Source organism: Heliomicrobium undosum, assembly GCF_009877425.1.
In the GTDB taxonomy this organism is placed as follows: Bacteria; Bacillota; Desulfitobacteriia; order Heliobacteriales; family Heliobacteriaceae; genus Heliomicrobium; species Heliomicrobium undosum.
This window is the reverse complement of record NZ_WXEY01000004.1, coordinates 22,034-43,631: the sequence shown is the minus strand read 5'-3', so window position 1 is coordinate 43,631 and position 21,598 is coordinate 22,034. Positions and strand designations below refer to the sequence as shown.

Genomic DNA, 21,598 nt, shown 5'->3' with positions numbered 1-21,598 from the left:
AATTAAACGTTTCTCAATAAAATGTTTCATTGGAAAAAAGTGTTCCACGTGGAACTAGATGATTTTGCGCATCTCCCTGGCGCCTTCCGCCGTCGAGAGCACCTGCTCCAGGGAACTGCCTACGGACGCCTCGACGACGGCGCCGATGGCCCCTTCCAGGATGGGAGCGTCGGCGACGCGGACCCGCTCGCGGATCGCCTCATCGAGAAATTCCATGGCCATATCGGTGCTGAGGAGGGCGCTGCCCAGATCGACGAGGACAAGCACCCCGTCGTCGCTCCAGGCGGCTTGGATGGCTTCACTCACTTTGAAGGCGTCAGTGCCGATGGAACCGTCGGCCATGCCGCCGGCAGGCAGGATTTTTTGATCCGCCTTGGCCATCTGCCTGGCCAGATCACAGATGCCCTCGGCCACTTTGGCGCTGTGGGAGACGATGACGATGCCGACCATTGGCTTGCCCCCCCTTATGGCGCCTTGCGGCAAAAATCAGTGATGGCCGCCAGCATGATCGTGGAAGACGTGGCCCCCGGATCCTGGTGGCCCTTGCTGCGTTCGCCGAGGTAGCTCGCCCGGCCCTTGGTGGCGATGATGGTCTTCGTGAACTCGACGCCCTGCCGGGCCGCCTCAGTGGCCTCTTCCAGGCATTCAACCAGGGGCTTTTGCGCCTCCAGGCCCTGGACAAAGGCCTCAAAGGCCGGCTCCAGCGCGTCAAGCATGGTTTTTTCTCCCCTGGTGGCCTTGCCCCGATCCTTGATCCCCTGGATGGCGGCGGCCAGCATCAGTTTGACCGTCTCACCGTCTAACGCCGTTTTCCCCTGGGCCGGCGCGGCGGCGCGCAGGAAGGCGGTGCCATAAAGGGGGCCGGAAGCGCCGCCGACAGTGGAGATGAGGGTCATGCCGGTCGCCTTCAGCAATGCGCCGATATCAGCGTTCGGCGAGGCGGCCGCTTTCGCCCGCACCGCTTCGGCGCCACGGGACAGGTTGATGCCGTGATCGGCGTCGCCGATGGCTGCGTCGAGAGAGGTCAGGAACTCTTTGTTTTGGACGATGGCGTCAGCCACCGCCCCGATCAATGCGATCGCTGGGTTATTCAACAGGGTCACCTCCGACCGCCGGCGCAGAGCCGGCTTAAAAGTCACGAAAGCGTTGCTTTTAGAATTGAACGAAGGCGGGGGTGTCAGCCGGCGCCAGCAGCAGCTCCTTCAACTCGGCGTCGAGCTTCAGCAGGGAGATGGAAAAGCCGGCCATTTCAAGAGAGGTCATGTAGTTGCCGACGTAGGTCTTGGCGATCTGTATCCCTTTTTCGCCGAGGATCTCTGCGACCTTGCGGTTGACCACGTAGAGTTCCATCAGCGGGGTGGCGCCGAGGCCGTTGATCAGGACGGCCACCTCGTCACCGGCGGTGAAGTCGATGTCGGCCAGGATCTTGTCGAGCAGGTGGGCGGCCGTTTCATCGGCGCTGCGGATGCTTTCGCGGTGGGTACCCGGTTCTCCATGGATGCCCATGCCGATCTCCACTTCGTCTTCGGCCAGGGTGAAGCTCGGCTTGCCGGCGGCCGGCACGGTGCAGGGCGAAAGGGCCATGCCCATGGAGCGCACATTGGCGATCACCTTTTCGGCGACGGCTTTGACTTCTTCCAGGCTGGCGCCCGTTTCGGCCTTAGCGCCGGCGATCTTATGGACAAAGACGGTGCCGGCGATGCCGCGGCGGCCGGTGGTCCAGGTGCTGTTTTCTACGGCCACATCGTCATTGACGACCACCTTGGCCACCTGAATGTTGTCGGCTTCAGCCATCTCCGCCGCCATATCGAAGTTCATCACGTCGCCGGTATAGTTCTTGATCACCAGCAGGACGCCTTTGCCGCCGTCGACGGCTTTGACGGCTTCATAGACCTGATCCGGCGTGGGCGAGGTGAATACGGCGCCGGCCACCGCGCCGTCCAGCATGCCCCGGCCGACAAACCCGCCGTGGGACGGTTCATGACCGCTGCCGCCGCCGCTGACGAGGGCGACCTTGCCGGCCACGGGCGCATTGGCGCGGACGATGACGTCGAAGCCTTCCACCCGTTTCACATACTGGGGATGGGCGAGGACGACGCCTTGCAGCATTTCTTCGACGACTTGTTCCGCCTGATTGATGACCTTCTTCACTGTCATCCGCCTCCGCAAATAATTTTTTGTCGCTAGGGCGCTCGGGATTTGGTTTGTCCCTTTGAGAAAAATCTCCGCCCGATACAACCTGCTAATTGTTATTGCAAGAACTATGCCAATGCGGTGGAGCGAATGCAAAATGGGGTTGAAAAGTGCCCGTAAGCGGCGCGCAGGCGAAGGTGCCGCGTTCGGCAGGGACAAGATGAGACCTTGGCGCCCATCAAAAACCGTGTTTGCTTGGGAAAAAGTATCAAGCCTCCGGTTCATTCGCTGATACTTTTTCCCAACGCCGCTCCTTTTTCCCCAAGGCCTGTACCGGCTTCGTTTTTGTCGATGCCGTACTTGCGGGCTTTCGCCCCCACGGTTTTATGGGTCAGTCCCAAGGCTTTGGCGGCGGCGTTAAAGCTGCCGTGCCGGCGCAGGGCCAGGGTGATGATCTGCTGTTCGTACTCTTCCCAGGTCAGCAGCGGCGCATCACCTTGTTCCTCCGATGTATTCTCCCAGCAGTTGTGACCGGTGATTCCCCTGGCCGGCCCGCTACTCCTGTCTTCCCCTCCGTTATATAGCCACACGCAGCGTTCCCCTTTGCCGTGTCCCCCACCAACAGGCCGCTTTTCAATAGGCCCTCCTTCATGCTGCTTCCCTTCATGATTTTCCCCGGCCGCCCGCTCCCGGAGGTAGGTGGGCAGATCGCTGCCGGTAATCCAGGGACCGTCGCTCAAGGTGACGACCCGCTCGATCAGGTTGGCCAGTTCGCGCACGTTGCCTGGCCAGGCATAATGCATCAACGCCTCCAGTGCGTCGCTGCGGATGCCGCGCAGCGCCCTGCCCTGCTCCCGTCCGGCTTGCTGGAGGAAATGCTCCACCAATAGAGGGATGTCTTCCTTGCGTTCACGGAGCGGCGGCAACAGGATGGGGATGACGTTCAACCGGTAGTAGAGGTCTTCCCGAAAACGGCCTTCGGCCACCAACTTTTCGAGATCCTGATTGGTGGCGGCGATGATCTTCACGTCGACTTTGAAGGTCTCCTCGCCGCCGATGCGGCTGATCTCTTTTTGCTGGAGCACGCGGAGCAGCTTGGCCTGCATGGCCTTGTCCAACTCGCCGATCTCGTCGAGAAAGAGGGTGCCCTTGTGGGCCAGTTCGAACTTGCCTAATTTGCGTCTGATGGCGCCGGTGAAGGCGCCCTTTTCATGGCCGAAGAGTTCGCTCTCCAACAGGGTCTCGGGGATGGCGGCGCAGTTGACGCGGATAAAGGGTCCCTTTGATCGCGGCCCCGACTCATGGATGCCTTCGGCCACCAGTTCCTTGCCGGTGCCGCTCTCGCCCCGGATGAGCACCGTCGCCGGCCCCTCCGCCGCCTTTTCCGCCATCGCCAAGGCGTCGCGCACCTTGCCGCTCTGGCCGATGAAGCGTGCGAAAGCGCCGCCCGGTTTTTTCGTCCGCCGGAGTTCCTGTTCCAAATACTCAGCGCGGGCAGCCATCCGGTTCAGCTTCTCGGCCAGTGTCTGCACATCGGTGAGGGTCTTGACGATGGAGACCACCCCGGTCACCTCCCCATCGACGATGATGGGGTAGGCGTCGGCGATGACGGTCACATCGCCGGCCTTTTGCGCCACATGGTCCAATACCGGCTTGCCCGTCTCCAATGCCTGCCGCCGCGCCCCCCGCGGCGAAAGGTCCCGCAAATCCTGGCCGATCAGGTCCTCCCGGCGGCCGTTGACGATGCGGGCGTAGGCGGGGTTCACATAGGTGACGCAACCTTCCCGGTCGACGACGCAGATGCCGTCCTGCACCGATTCGAGGACCAGTTGCAGCCGCTCTTTCAGTTCCTTGACTTCGCGCAGTTCGTGAGTCACCTTCTCCAGCGCCGAGATGTCTTCAAAAACGGCGACGGCGCCTTTGACCTGCCCGTCGACGACGATGGGCGTCCGGTTGGTGAGGATGACCGCTTCGCCGATCATCTGCCGGCGCCCGAGTTCCGGCTGCCCTGTCCCGGCGACGATGTGCATCCTCGATCCAGGGATGGCCGCCGCCGCTTTCCTTCCAACCACATCACTGGCCCGCATGCCCATGATCCGCTCGGCGGCCGGATTGAAGACGGTGACCACATCGTGGTCATCAGTGACGATCAGGCCGTCGGCCATGCTGGCAAAGACCTGCCCCGCTGTCAGGGCGCTGTCCTGGAGGAGGTTGTCTACCTGGCGCTGGACCTGATCGTCAGAAAGGGCGAAGTCGCTTTCGAGGAAGCGCACCAGTTCCTTGACAGCGATGGCGGCCTGCGACGCCTTGTTGCCAGGCCTTTCGGCGCAAGGTGTATCTGCGCGCGACGAATCTGCCGGAGGCGCTTCGTCGCGCGTCTCACCGGCGGAATGCATGTCTGCTGTGGACCTCGCCGACACCCAGACCGCCTCACCGGGCTGGACAGCGAGAGAGACCAGTTGCAGCAGCGTGGTGGCCGGCACCGGCTTGCGGTCCCGGTGGCGCAAAAAGAGGGAGACCCGGTGCCGCATCTGCAGTTCGCTTGACTTTTGCACGATCATGGCCGCCACGCGGGCATGGAGCCCTTTCTCGTGACGGATGATCGCTTTTGTCTCGTTGAGCAAGGGGGTTGCCAAAGGATATTCATCCTCCCTCGGGGCGACGGTAATTGTCTATGTTGTTACTTTCTCATTCGCTTTTTGTCTGACAAATCCTTTCCGGGAGATTTTCCAAGGGCTGGACATATTAAATGACGGAGTGATGGACGTGGAGTATCTGGTTTTAACAGCGAGAATTATCACCATCATGGGCCTGTTGCTCATTCTCACCTTGCTGACAGGCCGGAGAAAGATCGGCGAACTGCCTGTCTTCGACTTTCTCGTCGTCATCACCGTGGGCTCCATTGTCGGCGCCGACATTGCCGAGCCCCGGGTGAAGCACCTGCCGACGGTGTACGCGGTGATCCTGGTCCTCCTCATCCAGACCGGATTCGGTTACCTGTCGATGAAACACCGCCCCTTCGGCCGCCTCGTCAACTTTGAGCCCATCGTAGTCATCGAAAACGGCCAGTTCGTCAAAGCCAACCTGCGCAAGTTGCGCTACACCGTCGACAACGTGCTCATGCTGCTGCGGGAGCAAGGCGTCTTCGACCTTAGAGAAGTCGAGTTTGCCATCATTGAATCGACCGGTCGGCTCAGCCTGCTGAAAAAGGCGCAAAAACAGCCCCTTACCCCGAGCGATCTGCAGATCGACACTGGCTACAAGGGGCTTTCCATTCCCCTCATTGTCGAAGGGAATATCGACGACATGGCCCTGCTCCGACTCGACCTCAGCAAGGATTGGCTGATGTCTCAACTGAAGACCCAGGGCATCCTTTCCGAAACAGAGGTCTTTTTTGCCGCCGTCAACAGCGACGGCAGTCTCTATATCTCAAAGGGCCTCGAACAACTCAACCCGGCCCACCTTTTCCATCATTAGCGCCTCACCGCTGCGGCCGCCGCGCATAACGCGGGCGCACAGGCTCCGCCACCACGCCGGGCTGACGCAAAAAATAGGTCCCCGCCACCGCCGAGGCGGACAGGCCGCCGGCAATGAGAAAAGCCGTTCGCATAGGCAAGTCCGTGCCCATGACCGGACCCACCAGCGCCGCCAACCCGTATGCCTGGTAGACGAGGCCGTAATTCATCCCCAGATGGGTCGTGCCGAAGTAGTCCGCCGTTTTGGAGGGAAAGAGGGCCAAAAAACCGCCGAAACAAAAGCCGATCAAGGAAATGACGACAAAGAAGCCCACAGCGCCCACCGGCGCCATCCCGAGATAGAACATGCCCCCGGCGGTGAGCAGGTACATGAGCGCCAGCGTCTGTTTGCGGCCCATCCGGTCGGACAGAGCGCCCCAGGAGACGCGTCCGGCGGCGTTGAACAGGGCGATGACGATGACGGCGTTGCTCGCCGACGCCAGGTCCAGCCCGGCCAGGCCCGTGCCGATGTTGACGGCCATGCTGATCACCATCAGCCCCGCCACACAGCCGAAGAGGTAGAGCACCCACATCAGGTAAAACTGCCGGGATCGCAGCATCTCCCCTGGTGTCACGTCATTAGGCAAGCTCACCGGCTTTTCTCCATGAGGCTCCAACTGTTTCTCGCCTCCAACCGCCGCTTCCCCGTACCCCTTTGGCGGCAGCCGCAGCCACTGCGCCCCGGCGACAACAGCGGCCATATAGATGAGCCCTAGGTAAAAGAAGGTTTCGTTCACCCCGTAGGCGGCCATGAGGCGCATGATCACAGGCTTAAAGATAACGCCGCCCGCGCCGAACCCCCCGACGACAATCCCGCTGATCAGTCCCCGTTTTTCCGGGAACCATTTGACACAGGTGATCAGCGGGCAGACATAGGCCGTCCCGATACCGAAACCGCCGATCAGCCCGTAGTACAGGTAGAGTTCCATCAAAGAATCAGCCGTGCTGGTCAGCATGACGCCAATGCCCAGCAACAAGCCGCCGGCCGTGGCCACCCACCGGGGTCCGATGCGGTCCTGCAATCGACCCGCCCAGATGGTGGCAAAGGCGAAGGTGGCGATGGTGATGGAAAAGGTGAGCACCACGCCTTCCCGATCCCAGCCATAGCGCTCGATGAGCGGCTGATTGAACAGGCTCCAGGCGTAGACGGCGCCCAGGCACAGTTGGATCAACAACGCCCCTACCACCACCAGCCACCGGCTTTTCGGGGATCCGGCCATCGTATCCCGTCCTTTCCCGAGAACAGCATTCTTCCGACGACGGGTATCTTGAAGACGATATTCTCTAGCGGAATGAAGCCGCGGCAGTTCACGCTGGATTAGTATTTAACGAAGAGCACCCCTTAAACCCTGGCGCGCCTGCCCATACTAACGGAGGGAGGTGACAGGGTGGATAAAAGGAAGATGCAGCCAGAAGACGTCAGCCGGGGCATCGGGATGGAAAAATCGGAATCCTTTCCTGACGAGCAGGTGGGTGACCTCGAAAAACTCAACCAAAGCTACCTGCCCACATCCCTGCATCCTATCGCGCGCAAAACAACGAGATGAGCTCAAAGACGCCGCCCGAAGAGGGCGGCGTCTCTTGCCTTATCGTCGCCTTCTCTGCATATAAAATAAAATCAAAATATTGAAAATATTAAATAAATAACGCCTCGTGTCTTTTTGACAAAAATCTGCAAAGGACTTTTCGGCTACCCTGAAGAAAAGATAATCTCACAGAAAAATATTTACAGAAAAAGGCGTCACAGAGCAGGACACAAAAACGTCTAAAAGAGAAAGACGGCAACACGCAGGCGTAGGAGGCATGCACAGTGAGACAGATCAAGCATAAGATCATGGCGGCCATCATGCTGACCACCTTCATGATGACGGCCATCCTCGGCGGCACCACCCTGATGGGGATCTACAAGAGCGCCCAGATGGAAGTGGCCAACAAGCGCACCCACCTCTACGCCCAGTATGACAGCATGATCAAAAACCAAGTCGACCAGGCTGTGGGCGTGCTCCTCTACGCCTACAACAAACAACAGACGGGCGAACTCACCGAAGTCCAGGCAAAAAAACTGGCCACCGACATGATCAAAACCCTCCGCTACGGCGAAAAACAGGACGGCTACTTCTGGATCGACGCCCTCGACTACACCCTCGTCGCCCACCCCATGTTGACCAATCAAGAAGGGACCGACCGCAAAAACAGCCAGGACCCCAAGGGCGTCTATATGATCCAGGAAGTGGTCGCCGCCGCCCAGGGCAAGAACAACGGCTATTCCGACTACCTCTGGGAAAAGCCGCAAGACGTGGGTTCGGGCAACCTGACGCCCAAGCGCGCCTATTCCAAACTCTTTAAGGAATGGGGCTGGGTCATCAGCACCGGCAACTACGTCGACGAGATCGAGACAGCCGTCGAAGCGGTCCGCCAGGAACAATGGGACACGACCAAGCGCGAGATCATCTTCGAAGCCTTTTTCTCAGTCCTCTCCCTGCTCGTCTCCGGCGCAGTCGCCATCTTCCTCAGCCGGCGCATCACCAACCCGCTGAGGACGATGATGGCCGGCATCGAAAAAGACGCCGCCGGTAAAATCACCATCCGCGACGTCCATGTCGAGGCCAAGGATGAGATCGGCGATCTGGCCCGATCGCTGAACGGCCTAACGGAGCAAGTACGGCAGTTCGTTCGACAGGTCATCGAATCATCGGGCCGGATCACCCAGAACGCCCACGAAGTGGACCAGTCCTGCAATCAACTGGCGCGCCAGTCGATGGAGACAACGGCGATCACCCAGGAGATCAACGCCGCCATGGAGGAGTCGGCGGCGACGATCCAGCAGATCAACGCCACCATCGAAGCAGTGCGCGAACAGACCCATTCGATGAACCAAAACGCGACCGAGGGCCTCACCCTTTCCCACACCATCGACCAGCGAGCCAACCGTCTCCACGAAGAGGCCCTGGCCTCGGCCCAACAGGCCCAGGCCGTCTTCGCCGATATGAAGGGCCAACTGACGGCTGCCATCGAAGGCTCACGGGAAGTGGAAAAGATCGATGAACTGGCCAACGCCATTTTGCGCATCACCGAACAGACGAACCTCCTCGCCTTAAACGCAGCCATCGAAGCCGCCCACGCCGGCGAGGTCGGCCGGGGCTTCGCTGTCGTCGCCGGCGAGATCCGCAAACTGGCCGAGGAGTCGGCCCGGACCGTCGAAGACATCCAACAGATCGTCACGGCGGCTCGCGCCTCCGTCGCCCTCCTGGCCGATACCTCCGGCAAAGCCGTCGACTTCATGGACGAGGGCGTTGCCACCAGCGCGAAGAAACTCCGAGGCGCCGCCGAACAGTACAGCGCCGACGCCAAACGCTTTGAGACTTTCATGGAAGGGTTCAAGCGCACCTGTGACCGCATGGATGAGACGATGGAATCGATCGCCAAGTCCATCCAGCAGATGACCGCCGCCGTCAACGAGAGCGCCGACGGCATCTCCCAGGTGGCCGCCCAGACCTCTGACATGCAGCACCAGGTCGGGTCGATCAAGGAGAAGTCGGACGAGACGAATGAGAATCTGGAGAAGTTGAATGATTTGGTGAAGGGATTTAATATCTAGCTTGTCCTGAAAAAACAGACAGCGCCCTCATCTTCCATCTGGAGGATCAGGGCGTTGCTCATTTTCGGGGTAGGTGTCTAACAGATGGGCATCGTCCTCCCGCAGATTGGATAGCCGGCCCCCCTTGCGGTCATAGTAAAAAACGGGTGAGGAAATGAAGGTTGCCATCATGGGGGCCGGCCTGTCGGGGTTGAGTTGCGCCATTGTGCTGGAGCGATACGGGATCGAGCCGGCCATTTTCGAGGATCGCGGCCAGGTGGGTGATCGCTTTGTCACCGGTGAAATTGACATGGAGATCCTCCATCGCCCTGTCATGGACACGTTGCGCTTTTTTTCGAAAGAGCATGGCATTTACCTGCAGCCGGTGGCCAATCTGGCCAAACTGGTCGTCTTTTCAGAGAATCAACGCTGTGATTTTAACGGCCACATCGGCTTCTCCTGCACCCGAGGCCGCCATCCCCAGTCCTGGGACGCTCAACTCGCCCGCCAAGTCCGCGCCCCCATTCAATTCAACTCGAAACGCGCCTACCAGGACCTGCTGCAAGAGTTCACCCATGTTGTTCTGGCTACCGGCGACAGCGAATATGCAGTGAAGCTGAAGAATTTCCGAATCGATTTTCGGGTCACCATGAAAGGCGCCACCATCCGGGGCCGGTTTGACCCGCAGATCGTCTGTGCCTGGCTCGACAACCGGATCGCCCCGAAGGGATACGCCTACCTCATCCCCTATTCGGACGAGGAAGCCTGTTGCGCCATTGCCTATCCCGAGCCGCCAGTAAACCCCCCGGCAAATCTTCCGGGAAACCCGCCCCCTACCCCGCAAGCATATGCCCCCACTGGCCTGACCGATAAATCGCCCCAGCCGACAGATGTTTTCTGGAGCCGCTTCCTGACCCGCTATGCCCACGACATCGGCCAGCCCCATGACATTCACCGCGTCTGGAACATCTCCGGCTACCCCGTCGGGCGCTGTCACTATCCCCGCATCGGCAACACCTATTTTGTGGGCAACTGCTTCGGCGCCGTCATGCCCTTCCTCGGCTTCGGCCAATACTACGCCATTTTGACAGGCGTCCACGCGGCCTATGACCTCCTGGGGATGGGAGACTACGCAGAAAAAGCAGCCCAGTATCTGAAATGTTACGAGGAATCCCTCGTCATCCGCCGGGCCATGGAGCACGTTTCCAACCGGGGGTTTGATCGGCTGCTCCGGTTTCTGGATGGCTCTGTTGGGGACTGGCTCTTTGACACCCCAAGGGATGTGTTAGGCACAGCAGCGCGGGTGATGCGGCCCTTTATCTCTTTGCCATAGGCCGGTATCGACCGGTTTCCTGCCGGTTCTCTTTTTCCGAGGGCAGGGATGTTCTTAAAAGAGTGCATTGAATCGGCGATCACTTTTTTTGCGCAAAAGGAATTCTCAACGTAAATGTGGTTGACTGCGCTTCACTGGCAATGTCGATCCGGCCTTGATGCTTATGGATAATGGAATGGACCGGGGCAAGGCCGATGCCGTTGTTGTCGCTGTTCTTGCTGCTCACGCCGAATTCAAAGATGTGGTTCAGCAGTTCCGGTGGGATCGTCGGGCCGCTGTTTCGTACAATGATCAGATGGCTTTCCTCGTCGCTGTCGAGTGTGACATGGACATACCGTTCCTCGGCTTCTAGTTTTTTGGTCGCCTCAATAGCGTTTTGCAGCAGATTTCCGATAAGCGTCACGTTCTCGTCGACACGGAGCGGCAGTTGTTCGAGGTTGTTATGGACAGCGACGCCCATGTCAATCCCTTCATCGCGGGCGCTGGCCATCTTGCTGAGCAAGATGGCGGCGACTTCCGGCTTGGCAATCTCCGCGAGCCGGTATTCTTGGCGCTGCTTTTCGTTGTAACCCTGGATGTACTCCAGGGCGCATTCCGGTTTGCCCAACTGGATGAAGCCGGAAATCACCTGCATCTGATTCAGGTATTCGTGCTGGTCGATGCGATACCGGCGGGTAATTTCTTTGGCGCTTTGCAGTTGATACTGCAGTTCCGCGCCGCGAACCGCCATCCGATAGTAATGCTGAATTTCTTGTCTGATGAAGAGAGCGCCGGCGAGAAAGGTCAGCGCAAAAAGCCCGACAAAGGGGTTCAGCACTTTGGCCGGGATGGTCGTCCCCAATATAAAAATCGACATCTGGGGATTATAAATCAGCACGACGAACTGAAAGACCGTGATCAAGCCGACAAGTCCCGTGATCGACTGCAGCAAAAATTCGATGTGGTGTTCCGGGTTGACGACCCTGTCGGCGTCTTCAATTTGCCGCTGTTTTTTCCAGTGTAAAAAACGAAATCCGAAGGCGATCGCCAATAACACCGTCGCGACGAGCCAACCGCCCCCGATATGGATGAATTCCTGGCGGTACTTCCCCTGGATGCCCTGGGCGATTTGGACGATCAGCGGACTCATGAGGAATCGAAGGCCGATGAGAAAAGCTTGGGAAAATAGGGTGACCCCCAATGTCTGAGGGAGCGGAATGCCGATGATGAGAAAAGTGATTACGAAAGAGACAACCAGCGTCAGCAAGAGTTTCGTGCTGAAGCTGGGGAATATGACGTAGTGTATCCCTACCCAGAGGACCGCGCCTGTGATAACAGAATAGAGGGCGATTCGCCGGTAGGGCGCTTGCAGTCCAAGCAGGCTTAACCCCAAAAACAACACGACGCCTGGCTCAAAAATACCGTACAAGAAAAAGGTGACAACATCTTTCATGTCTATCTTCTTCCTCTTCTTCAGGATCGTCGCATTTTTCGTGGGGGATAAAAAAATAATAACAGGAGAAATCCGCTTTAGAAAGCACTTTTTGTAAATGACAAATCTAACGGGCTTTATCTCCCTCCATTAGCGGACCGGCAACCGCCTCTGCGGTCGTGTTGTGAAGGGCAATACCAGTTTTTAGGCTAAAGGGTATCTGGCGCTTTTTGTCGAATAAATCATTTATTCAATCTGTTCTTGTCACTCCTTCGCAACGCGGATTTGTTGACAGAATTAATTCGTTTATAATCAATTCGTTTATAAATTGTTTAATTGTCAATTTGTTCATCATCATTTCGTCTTCTACATCAATTCGTCCCGTATGCGCTCGGTTCTAGTTGCGCATGCGCCTTTTAGCTATGGAGGCGGTCCAAGAATGCATACGATAGATCCCACAAATACATATCAGCCAGACAGCCGACAACGCTGGCTCCTTGACAACGCGCCGGTCATGATGTGGCTGACCGACAGCACCGGAGGCGGCACTTTTTTTAACCGCAGTTGGCTGGCTTTTCGCGGCAGGACGATGGAACAGGAATGGGGCGACGGATGGCATGACGGCGTTCACCCCGATGATCTCCAGCACCGCCTGCATACATACCGCACCGGTTTCTCTCAAAGAAAGCGCTTTCGCATCGAATATCGCCTGCGCCGGCAGGACGGCCAGTACTGCCGTGTCCTCGACGCCGGCGCGCCGCACTATTCGCCAGAGGGAGAATTTGCCGGATTTATCGGCACATGCACCGAGATCTGTCCCTGTCCGTTGACCGAAGACACGCCGCAGACCGAAGAGCGCCTTTTTTCGAAGGGTCCTGTTGTCATCTTCAAATGGTCGGCCTGCTCCGGTTGGCCCATCGAATACGTCTCGCCGAACGTGACCCAGTTCGGCTATGATCCTCTGGTCCTGATGAACGGGCGAAAGAGTTTTTGCGACCTCATTCATCCCGATGATCTGGATCCGGTCAAAAAGGTCCTGGAAGACAACATCGCCGCCGGGATCAACGCCTTTGAGCAGACAGCCCGGATTTTTAGCAGCGACGGGTCTGTGCGCTGGGCCACCGGTCATATCGTCGTCCAACAAAACAGCGAAGGCGACGTCACTCATTTCGACGGGTATATCTTGGACATCACCGCACAAAAAGAAGTGGAAAAAAAGCTGCGTATCCGCGAAGGGTACTGGAACACCATCACCGACAACATGCTTGATATGATCTCCCTCACGGACAACCAATTTCGGACCCAATACGCCAGTCCGGCCTATGAACGGGTGCTCGGCTTACGGCCCGGAGAGCTAGTCGGAACATTGTGTTACGAGCGCATCCACCCCGATGACCTGCCGGAGGTGCTGAAACGGTTGCAGACCGCTGTCGACAACCGTTCCAGCGAGACGGCGGAGTTTCGCTATCAACACCGGGACGGCCATTATGTCTGGTTCGAAGCCGTGGGCAAAATGATCCTGGACGAAGCGGGAAACATCACTGGCGCTGTCTTCGCCAAAAGGGACATCACGGAGAGAAAGCGGACCCAGGAACATCTGGACAGGCAGGCCTGGGAACTTGCCGAAGCGGTGCAAAAGGCAAACGCGGCCACGAAAGCCAAATCGGAGTTTCTCGCGACGATGAGCCACGAGATCCGCACACCCATGAACGGCATCATCGGCATGACGGAACTGCTGCTGAACACCCGCCTAGAGCCGGAACAAAAAGAAATGGCCGATTCGGTGATGACATCGGCCAATCTGCTGCTCTCTCTGATCAACGATATCCTCGACTTTTCCAAAATTGAGGCCGGCAAGACCATCTTGGAAACACTCGACTTCGACTTGCACGGAGCCGTCCAGGAAACGGCCCATATGCTGTCTCCCATAGGGCGGGAAAAAGGCCTCGCCCTCAGTGTAAATATCGCCCCCGATGTGGCGACGTGGGTGAAGGGCGATCCGGTTCGACTGAAACAGATCCTCTTCAACCTGATCGGCAACGCCGTCAAATTCACCGACAAGGGCCGCATCGATGTGGCCTTAACGGTTTCGGAGAGCGCCGAGTGGACGCAAACCATACGTTTCACTGTCACTGATACGGGCATCGGCATTCCCGAAGCCAAACAACCGGAATTGTTTGAGCCCTTCTGCCAAGCGGAATCGTCGACCACACGAAGGTATGGCGGATCGGGGCTGGGTCTTTCCATCTGTCGAAAACTGGTAGATTTGATGAAGGGGAAGATCGGCTTTGAAAGCCGTGAGGGGGTCGGTTCGTCCTTCTGGTTTACCATTCCCTTCGCGCGGTCGAATCCGAATCAGGGTTTTGATCTGATTGAGCGGCCTCACCCAAGCCTCTTGAATAATCGAGTTTGAGAAAACGCAATTGAACGATGGAAACGATGGCTTGGCCGCTGTTTCGAAGGATTCTAGAATATTACATCATAATAAAAAACTGTAGTCGTAATTTTGACTACAGTTCAATGCTTATAAAAATTTGCTTCTTTCATAAATGGCGGAGGGAGTGGGATTCGAACCCACGGTAGAGTCACCCCTACAACGGTTTTCAAGACCGCCGCCTTCAACCGCTCGGCCATCCCTCCGCATTCACCGGAGCGTCAAAGCCCCGGTAGAAAGACGTGAATTATATTACCATAGTCACCCGTAAAAGGCAATGGGGAGTCTTTTTCCAGGGAAGTAAAGTTACGCCTCCACCTCAACAATAATCTCCACCTCAACCGGCGCATTGAGCGGCAGTTCCGCCACGCCGACAGCCGAACGGGCATGTTCGCCGGCGGTGCCAAAGATCTGGACGAAGAACTCCGAGGCGCCGTTGAGAACGGCAGGCTGGCCGGTGAAGCCGGGGGCGCCGTTGACGAAGCCGGTGACTTTGACGATGCGGACAATCCGGTCGAGGCTGCCGGTGACCGATTTGACGGCGGCCAGGCAGTTTAGGGCGCAAAGGCGGGCGGCCTGGGCGGCTTCTTCCGCTGTCAGGTCAGCACCGACCTTGCCGGTGTAAAGCAGGACGCCTTTGACGAAGGGCAGTTGGCCGGCTGTAAAGACGAGGTTTCCCGTCCAGACAGCAGGCACATAGGCCGCCACCGGCGGGATGACCTCCGGGAGTTCGAGGCCCATCGCTTTGAGCCTTTCTTCCACCGAGGGGTTGAGATTGTCTTCCTCCTTCGGAACGACCGTCAGCATACCGCTCCACCCTCTTCACTTTTTGTCGCTGCGCCGTTCCCGGCGCGTCTCCCCTTTTCCACGCGCGTCGCCTGTTTTCCTCTACAGCGCTTTTAACAGGGTTTTCACAACGCGCTTTTGCCTTTTTCTGTGCTTTTGCCTTTTGCCGCGCCTTTGCCTATACAGGCTTTTCCTTAAGACATGTAAGACAGGTCATTCCCGTCACTGCGCCTTCTCAAAAGCCGCCACCCGGTTTTTCCCGAGCCGCTTCGCTTCATAAAGGGCCACGTCGGCCCGCTGGATCAATTTCTCCAAGGTCTTGCCGTCTTCCGGGAAGGCGGAGACGCCCATGCTTAACGTAACGTACTGGAGTTGGTCGTCGCCGATCTCGATGGGGGTCTGTTCGATCCGTTTGCGGATGCGGTCGGCGATGGTGACGGCCAGTTCCTTGGCGACGCCCATCAGGATGATGGTGATCTCTTCGCCGCCGAAGCGGACGGCGATGTCCTCTTCGCGCAGGCAATTGCGCACGTTGGCGGCCACCATCCGCAAAGCCTTGTCGCCGGCGTCGTGGCCGAAGGTGTCGTTGAACTTCTTGAACTGGTCGATGTCGGCCATGATCAGGCAGAAGCGCCGTTCCGTCTCGCGCGATTGAACGACGAGGTTTTCCAGGGTCTGTTCCAGGTAGCGCCGGTTGTGCAGGCCGGTCAGGGGGTCGATCAGCGAGAGGCGGCGGTTGTGGTCGATGAGCCGCATGTTGCTGATCGTGGGGGCGGCTAGCGCCAAGAGGCTGCGCACCACCCGCGCTGTCTGGTCGTCGAAAAAGCCGGCGGCGCCGCTGTAGAGGTGGAGCACGCCCACGACCTGGCCGCCGACGCTGAGGTTGGTGCAGAAGTAGCTCCCCTGGTCGGCGTTGACCTCATGACAGGGGCAGCCGTACTCGATCCGGGCGTCCTTCACCACCAGGTCGACGCCGGAGGCGTAGGCTTTGCAGCGCTCGGGGTGAAACTCGCCGGTGAAGAGAAATCCGGCGTCGGCCCACTGGATCAGGGCCGGATGCTGGGCGGGGGTCGTCACGTTCCGCAGCAGGATGGCGTCGATCTTGCCGTTGGCGCGTCCGAGGCGGCGCAGGTAGTGGGCCAGGATGGCGTAGACCTCTTCCTCCGTCGTCGCCCGGGCGAAGTCGATGGAGCAGGTCAGGAGCAGTTCCTCCTGGCGTTTGCTTTCCATATACTCGGTCAGGTCGTTGAAGGTGACGATCATCGATTCGACGGCGCCGTCGTCGCCGAAGGTTGGCGTCTGGGTGAGGACGCCCCAGTAGACCTGATCGCCCGTAAGGATGCCGATCTCCCGGTCTTTAAATGGCGCCTTGCGCCGCGAACCCTCCCAGCGAGCGATCTCCTCCGTCGGGATCGGCCGCCCCTCCCGGTCGACAAAGGTGCAGTAAAAATCCGTTAGGGGATGGGGCAGGGGCTGGTCATCGGTCACCTGCAAGATCTCCCTCGCCGCCGGGTTGAGGTCGATCACATTGCCGGCGGGAGATAGGAGGAGGACCGCTTCGGTCAGGTTGTGGATGAGTGTCCGGTATTTCTTTTCGGAGCGCTGGATCTCCAGTTCCTTCTGCTTGCTGGCCGTCACGTCGTAGAGGGTGACGACCATGCAGCGCCGCGTCGGGATCGGCGACGCAGAGACCATCAGCCAGAGGCTTTTGCCGTCACTGTTGAAGAAAAGGCGCAGCAGTTGGTCGTAGAGGGCTTGTCCCGTCTCCACAAAGCCCCGGATCAGGTCTTCGCTCAGGCGGATCGGGTGTCCCGACTCCTCGAACACACGGACCTCTCTGCTCCACTCCTGGACCGTCAACGTCACGTCGGAGCGATCCGGCAGGCGAAGCAGTTCCCGGGCGCGCCGGTTCATGTCAATCAGGCGCCCCTCTTCGGTAAGGACGAGGATCCCCTCCCGGGAAGCCTGAAAGCTCATCTGCAAGCGCGCCTTTTCCTCCTGCAAGGTCTCCTGGGCGGCGGCCAGGTAGGTAACATCCCGGAAGACGGCGCGGATGCAGGGCTCGCCCCGAAAGTCAGTGGTCATCTCATAGGAGAGCCAGAGGTGGCGCTCGCCCGGTCGTGGCAACGCCGTCGTGCAAAGGAGGGCGTCGCGGGAGGTGCGCTGGATGAAATCGCGGTGGATCAGGTCCGCCGTTTTGGCGTCCAAAAAACCGGTAAACTCCCAGCCGAGGGCTTCGGAACAGTTTTTTAAACCCAGCATCTCGGCGCCGGCCGGGTTGATCCAGAGGACGCGGAAGGTTTTGCCGTCCAGTTCGGCCACACCTTCGCCGATCAGGCTGAGGGCTTTGCGGCTGCGCGCCGCCTCCCCCTGCAAGACGTTGCGGTAGTTCTTGCGCACCGCCCGGACGATGTCGGAGTGGCTGACCATGCCGCAGATGCGCCCCTCGGGGTCGCGCACCAGCAGCCGGCGGATGCGGTGCTGTTCCATGATGCGGGCCGCCTCGAAGAGGGACACGTCCTGGGAGACGGTCATCGGCGAGGGGCTCATGACCTCGGTGATGCTGCTGTCCAGGCTGCGACCGCTGCGCATGAAGCGCACCACGTCCCGTTCGGTCAGGATGCCGACGGTTTTGCCTTGCTTGTCGATAAGCAGGGAACTGAGGCGCTGGGCGTTCATGATGGCGAAGGCGGCTTTGATGTCCGTACCGGCGTCGGTGCGGTGCAGCGTCGTGGACATGCAGTCGGAGACGCTCAGCGGCTTTTTGAAAAACTCCTCTTCCAACTTGCGGACCACATCGGTATAGGTGATGATGCCCTTGGCCGAGAGGATCCCCTGGTCGTCGGCGCGGAGTTGGTGCTTGCGGTAGAGTTCGGCCCCCGGTTCGCTGGCGGCGTCGCGGCCATCGACGCCGGTGACGACCAGGTGACGGACTTTTTCTTTTTCCATGACATACAGGGCTTCATCGATCAGCACTGTTTCGGGCAAATGAACAAGTTGACCGGTCATCACCGTCTCGACCGCCGTTTTCAGCGGATCGATGCCGGTGGCGACCAGCCGCACCAGATCCCGTTCAGTGATGATTCCGACGACGGCGGAACCGCGCGTCACCAGCACACTGCTGATGTTCTTGTCGCTCATCAGCGTGACGGCGTCGACCAGCAGCGCTTCCCCCTGCAACGTAGCCAATTCCCTGCTCGCGAGGGACGCCAGCGTATGCAATATAAGCCCCCTCCGTTTCAGCAACCGAAAAGAGTCGCCAAGGCCCGTCTATTAAAAGGGTTTCTTCCTATATAATGGACTGCCAAAAACATGTATTTGAACATGCATATAAATAATATTTTTTCGGCGCAAAATGTTCAAATCCTGCTGTAAGCAAAAAGAAAGAGTCTCCCAGGAGAGGAGACTCTTTCAAAGAAGGTGTTTTCGACTCAGCCGCCGATGACGTCGACGCCCATGTAGGGGCGCAGCGCCTCGGGGATAACGACGCTCCCGTCCGGCTGCTGGCAGTTCTCCAAGATGGCGGCGACGGTGCGCCCGACGGCGAGGCCGGAGCCGTTCAAGGTGTGGACGAACTCGGGCTTGGCCTTCGGGCTCGGCCGGAAGCGGATGTTGGCCCGCCGCGCCTGGAAGTCCTCGAAGTTCGAGCAGGAGGAGATCTCCCGGTAGGTTCCGAAGCTCGGCAGCCAGACCTCGATGTCATAGGTCTTGGCTGACGAGAAGCCCATGTCGCCGGTGCAGAGGGTGATCACCCGGTAGGGCAGGCCCAGCCGTTGCAGGATGTGCTCGGCGTCGTTCGTCAGCTTCTCCAACTCCTCGTAGGAGTTTTCGGGCCGGGCGAACTTGACGAGTTCCACCTTGTTGAACTGGTGCTGGCGAATGAGGCCGCGCGTGTCCCGCCCGGCGGCGCCGGCTTCGGCCCGGAAGCAGGCCGAGTAGGCGCAGTGGTGGATGGGCAGCTTGTCCGCGTCCATAATCTCATTGGTGTAGAGATTGGTCACGGGCACCTCAGCCGTGGGGATGAGAAAGTAGTCCGTCCCGGCGACGGCGAACATGTCTTCGGCGAACTTGGGCAGTTGGCCCGTGCCGATCATGGACTGCCGGTTGACGAGATAGGGCGGCAGGACTTCCGTGTAGCCCCGCTGGGCGTGGGTGTCCATCATCAGGTTGATGACGGCCCGCTCCAGCCGGGCGCCGAGGCCTTTGTAGACGGTGAAGCGGGCGCCGGAGATCTTGGCGCCGCGCTGGAAGTCGAGGATGTTCAGGTCTTCGCCGATGTCCCAGTGGGCTTTGACAGGGAAGTCGAAGGTCCGTGGCGTTCCCCAGCGGCGAACCTCCACGTTGTCCTCCTCCGATTTGCCGACGGGCACAGAGGCGTGGGGGATGTTGGGGATATAGAGCATCCGGTTGTCCATGTCCAGTTCGATCTGGGCCAGTTCGTCGTCAAGGGCCTTGATCTGATCGCCCACCTGGCGCATCTCGATGATCATGGCCTCGGCGTCTTCCTTGGCCTTTTTCTTGCGGGCGATCTCGGCGGAGACGGCGTTGCGCTTGGCTTTGAGGTTTTCCACCTCCACCACCAGGGCGCGGCGGCGGCGGTCCAGTTCGAGGAAGTCGTCTAAGGAGATGTTGGCGCCCCGTTTTTGCAGGGCTTCCTGCACCACCTCGGGATTGGCGCGTACAAACTTGGTGTCCAGCAAAGGGATCCCTCCCGGAACAGAATAGAGAAGGCCTGCGGGCAGTCCGCCTGCCGGCCCTTAGAGCAGGCCGCAGTTGCTTCTCATGCCGCAGGCCGTACGGTTACCGGGGCCAAGTGCGAGGTTTTTTAGCCGAGGTTGACGTATTTCACGTCGGCCACGCCGTCGATCTTGGCCAGGTCGGTCAGGACCACGGCGGGCACGGGGCCGTCGATGGTGAGGATGGCGACGGCGTTGCCGCCGAAGTCTTTGCGGCCCAGGTGCATGCCGGCGATGTTGACGTTATGTTCGCCGATGATGGTGCCCAGTTGGCCGATGATCCGCGGTTTGTCCGTATGAGGGACGACGAGCATGTGGCCTTCGGGAGCCATATCCATGTCATATCCGTCGATGCTCACGAAGCGGGGCTTGTTGCGGAGCAGCGTGCCGGTGACCTGGCGCTTGCCCTGGTCGGTCTCGACGACGACGCAGATCTGGACGGCGTAGTCCTGCACGTCAGGCGTCTTCGCTTCGATGACCTGGATGCCGCGCGCTTTGGCCACATGGGGGGCGTTGACGTAGTTGACGGACTCTTCAAGGGCGTGCTTGAGCAGGCCTTTGAGCAGCGTTGTCGTCAAGGGGGTGACATCGTATTTGGCCACATCGCCCTTGAAGGTGATGGCCACCTTCTCGATGCGGTTGCCGATGGTCTGGCCGAGGTAGCCGCCCATCTTCTCCACCAGGTTGAGGTAGGGTTCGAAGATGGCCATCATCTCTTGCTTGACGGCGGGGATGTTGACGGCGGCGCTGACGGCTTCGCCGCGGAGCACCCGCAGGATGTCGTAGGCCACGTCGATGGCCACGTTGACTTGGGCTTCCTTGGTGGAGGCGCCCAGGTGGGGCGTGGCGGTGACCTGGTCGAGGGCAAAGAGGGGGCTGTCGGTGCAGGGCTCTTTTTCAAAGACGTCGAGGCCGGCGGCGGCCACCTTGCCCGACTGGATGGCTTCGCAGAGGGCTTGCTCGTCGATGATGCCGCCGCGGGCGCAATTGACGATGCGGACGCCGTCTTTCATGATGGCGAACTGGTCGGTGCTGATCATGCGGTAGGTGTCTTTCGTCTTGGGCATGTGGACGGTGATGAAGTCAGACTGGCGGAAGACCGTCTCCAGGTCGGTGACGGTGACGCCGAGGCTCTTCGCCTTTTCCACGGAGGCGTAGGGGTCGTAGGCGATGACGGTCATGTCGAAGGCGCGGGCGCGCTTGGCCACTTCCGATCCAATTTTGCCCAGTCCCAGGATGCCCAGTGTTTTGCCTTTTAATTCAATGCCGGTATACTTGCTGCGGTCCCATTTGCCGCCCTTCAAGGACAGGTTGGCGGAACCGACGTTCCGGGCGATGGCGAGGATGAGGGCCACCGTCAGTTCGGCGGCGGCGATGGTGTTGCCTTCGGGGGCGTTGACGACGACGACGCCCTTCCGGGTGGCCGCTTCCACGTCGATGTTATCGACGCCGACGCCGGCCCGGCCGATGGCTTTCAACCGGTCTGCCGCTTCGATAATCCGCTTGGTGATTTTCGTTTCCGAACGGACGACGACAGCGTCGTATTCGGCGATGATCTCCACGATCTGATCTTCCGTCAGTTTCAGTTTCACGTCGACGGCGACATCGCCGGCCGAGGTGAGGACGTCAATCCCTTTTTGCGAAATCGGGTCACATACAAGCACGCGCATGGT

General features: G+C 59.2%; 15 protein-coding genes and 1 tRNA gene. 5 read left to right on the top strand and 11 right to left on the bottom strand.

Annotated features, from left to right (window positions below; translation table 11 throughout):
* Nucleotides 1–54: 54 nt before the first annotated feature.
* From dhaM to GTO91_RS18595, 4 genes are all read right to left on the bottom strand, one after another.
* On the bottom strand, nucleotides 55–450 hold the full coding sequence (dhaM, locus tag GTO91_RS05465; RefSeq protein WP_161256057.1) for a dihydroxyacetone kinase phosphoryl donor subunit DhaM: 396 nt from the start codon (nucleotides 448–450) through the stop codon (nucleotides 55–57).
* Between the two features lie 14 nt (nucleotides 451–464).
* Complete coding sequence (gene dhaL / locus GTO91_RS05460; protein WP_328793734.1) at nucleotides 465–1,103, bottom strand: dihydroxyacetone kinase subunit DhaL; 639 nt, start codon at nucleotides 1,101–1,103, stop codon at nucleotides 465–467.
* A 49-nt stretch (nucleotides 1,104–1,152) separates the two neighbouring features.
* Nucleotides 1,153–2,151, bottom strand: a complete 999-nt coding sequence (gene dhaK, locus GTO91_RS05455) for a dihydroxyacetone kinase subunit DhaK (protein WP_161256053.1) — start codon at nucleotides 2,149–2,151, stop codon at nucleotides 1,153–1,155.
* A 263-nt stretch (nucleotides 2,152–2,414) separates the two neighbouring features.
* The gene (locus GTO91_RS18595) at nucleotides 2,415–4,769 is read right to left on the bottom strand and encodes a sigma 54-interacting transcriptional regulator (RefSeq protein WP_161256051.1); all 2,355 of its coding nucleotides are present in this window, start codon (nucleotides 4,767–4,769) and stop codon (nucleotides 2,415–2,417) included.
* A 130-nt stretch (nucleotides 4,770–4,899) separates the two neighbouring features.
* On the opposite strand from GTO91_RS18595, the gene GTO91_RS05445 reads away from it, so the two are divergent.
* Nucleotides 4,900–5,610, top strand: a complete 711-nt coding sequence (locus GTO91_RS05445) for a YetF domain-containing protein (protein ID WP_161256049.1) — start codon at nucleotides 4,900–4,902, stop codon at nucleotides 5,608–5,610.
* A gap of 4 nt (nucleotides 5,611–5,614) precedes the next feature.
* On the opposite strand, the gene GTO91_RS05440 is transcribed toward GTO91_RS05445, so the two are convergent.
* Nucleotides 5,615–6,868 carry an L-lactate MFS transporter gene (locus GTO91_RS05440; RefSeq protein WP_161256046.1) on the bottom strand — a complete coding sequence of 418 codons (1,254 nt, stop codon included), beginning with the start codon at nucleotides 6,866–6,868 and terminating at the stop codon, nucleotides 5,615–5,617.
* A gap of 168 nt (nucleotides 6,869–7,036) precedes the next feature.
* Between GTO91_RS05440 and GTO91_RS05435 the strand changes: the two genes are divergently transcribed.
* The 3 genes from GTO91_RS05435 (at nucleotide 7,037) to GTO91_RS05425 (ending at nucleotide 10,558) form a co-directional block, all read left to right on the top strand.
* Complete coding sequence (locus GTO91_RS05435) at nucleotides 7,037–7,195, top strand: hypothetical protein (RefSeq protein ID WP_161256043.1); 159 nt, start codon at nucleotides 7,037–7,039, stop codon at nucleotides 7,193–7,195.
* 263 nt (nucleotides 7,196–7,458) lie between these two features.
* Entirely contained in the window at nucleotides 7,459–9,246 is a 1,788-nt protein-coding gene (locus GTO91_RS05430; RefSeq protein ID WP_161256040.1) for a methyl-accepting chemotaxis protein, read from the top strand.
* Between the two features lie 154 nt (nucleotides 9,247–9,400).
* Entirely contained in the window at nucleotides 9,401–10,558 is a 1,158-nt protein-coding gene (locus GTO91_RS05425) for an NAD(P)/FAD-dependent oxidoreductase (RefSeq protein WP_161256037.1), read from the top strand.
* A gap of 79 nt (nucleotides 10,559–10,637) precedes the next feature.
* Here the strand turns inward: GTO91_RS05425 and GTO91_RS05420 are convergent, their stop codons facing one another.
* On the bottom strand, nucleotides 10,638–11,990 hold the full coding sequence (locus tag GTO91_RS05420) for a sensor histidine kinase (protein ID WP_161256034.1): 1,353 nt from the start codon (nucleotides 11,988–11,990) through the stop codon (nucleotides 10,638–10,640).
* A 418-nt stretch (nucleotides 11,991–12,408) separates the two neighbouring features.
* Here GTO91_RS05420 and GTO91_RS05415 point away from each other — a divergent pair, with 418 nt between their 5' ends.
* Nucleotides 12,409–14,382, top strand: coding sequence for a PAS domain S-box protein (locus GTO91_RS05415; protein ID WP_161256031.1), 1,974 nt, complete (start codon nucleotides 12,409–12,411; stop codon nucleotides 14,380–14,382).
* A 137-nt stretch (nucleotides 14,383–14,519) separates the two neighbouring features.
* On the opposite strand, the gene GTO91_RS05410 is transcribed toward GTO91_RS05415, so the two are convergent.
* The 5 genes from GTO91_RS05410 to serA form a co-directional block, all read right to left on the bottom strand.
* A tRNA-Ser gene (locus GTO91_RS05410) sits at nucleotides 14,520–14,609 on the bottom strand.
* A gap of 100 nt (nucleotides 14,610–14,709) precedes the next feature.
* Nucleotides 14,710–15,210 carry a RidA family protein gene (locus GTO91_RS05405; protein ID WP_161256027.1) on the bottom strand — a complete coding sequence of 167 codons (501 nt, stop codon included), beginning with the start codon at nucleotides 15,208–15,210 and terminating at the stop codon, nucleotides 14,710–14,712.
* 201 nt (nucleotides 15,211–15,411) lie between these two features.
* Nucleotides 15,412–18,411 carry a diguanylate cyclase gene (locus tag GTO91_RS05400; RefSeq protein WP_161256024.1) on the bottom strand — a complete coding sequence of 1,000 codons (3,000 nt, stop codon included), beginning with the start codon at nucleotides 18,409–18,411 and terminating at the stop codon, nucleotides 15,412–15,414.
* Between the two features lie 209 nt (nucleotides 18,412–18,620).
* Nucleotides 18,621–19,889: a serine--tRNA ligase gene (gene serS, locus GTO91_RS05395; protein WP_161256022.1), complete on the bottom strand. Its 1,269-nt coding sequence runs from the start codon at nucleotides 19,887–19,889 to the stop codon at nucleotides 18,621–18,623.
* 125 nt (nucleotides 19,890–20,014) lie between these two features.
* Nucleotides 20,015–21,595, bottom strand: a complete 1,581-nt coding sequence (gene serA, locus GTO91_RS05390) for a phosphoglycerate dehydrogenase (protein ID WP_161256019.1) — start codon at nucleotides 21,593–21,595, stop codon at nucleotides 20,015–20,017.
* Nucleotides 21,596–21,598 lie beyond the last annotated feature (3 nt).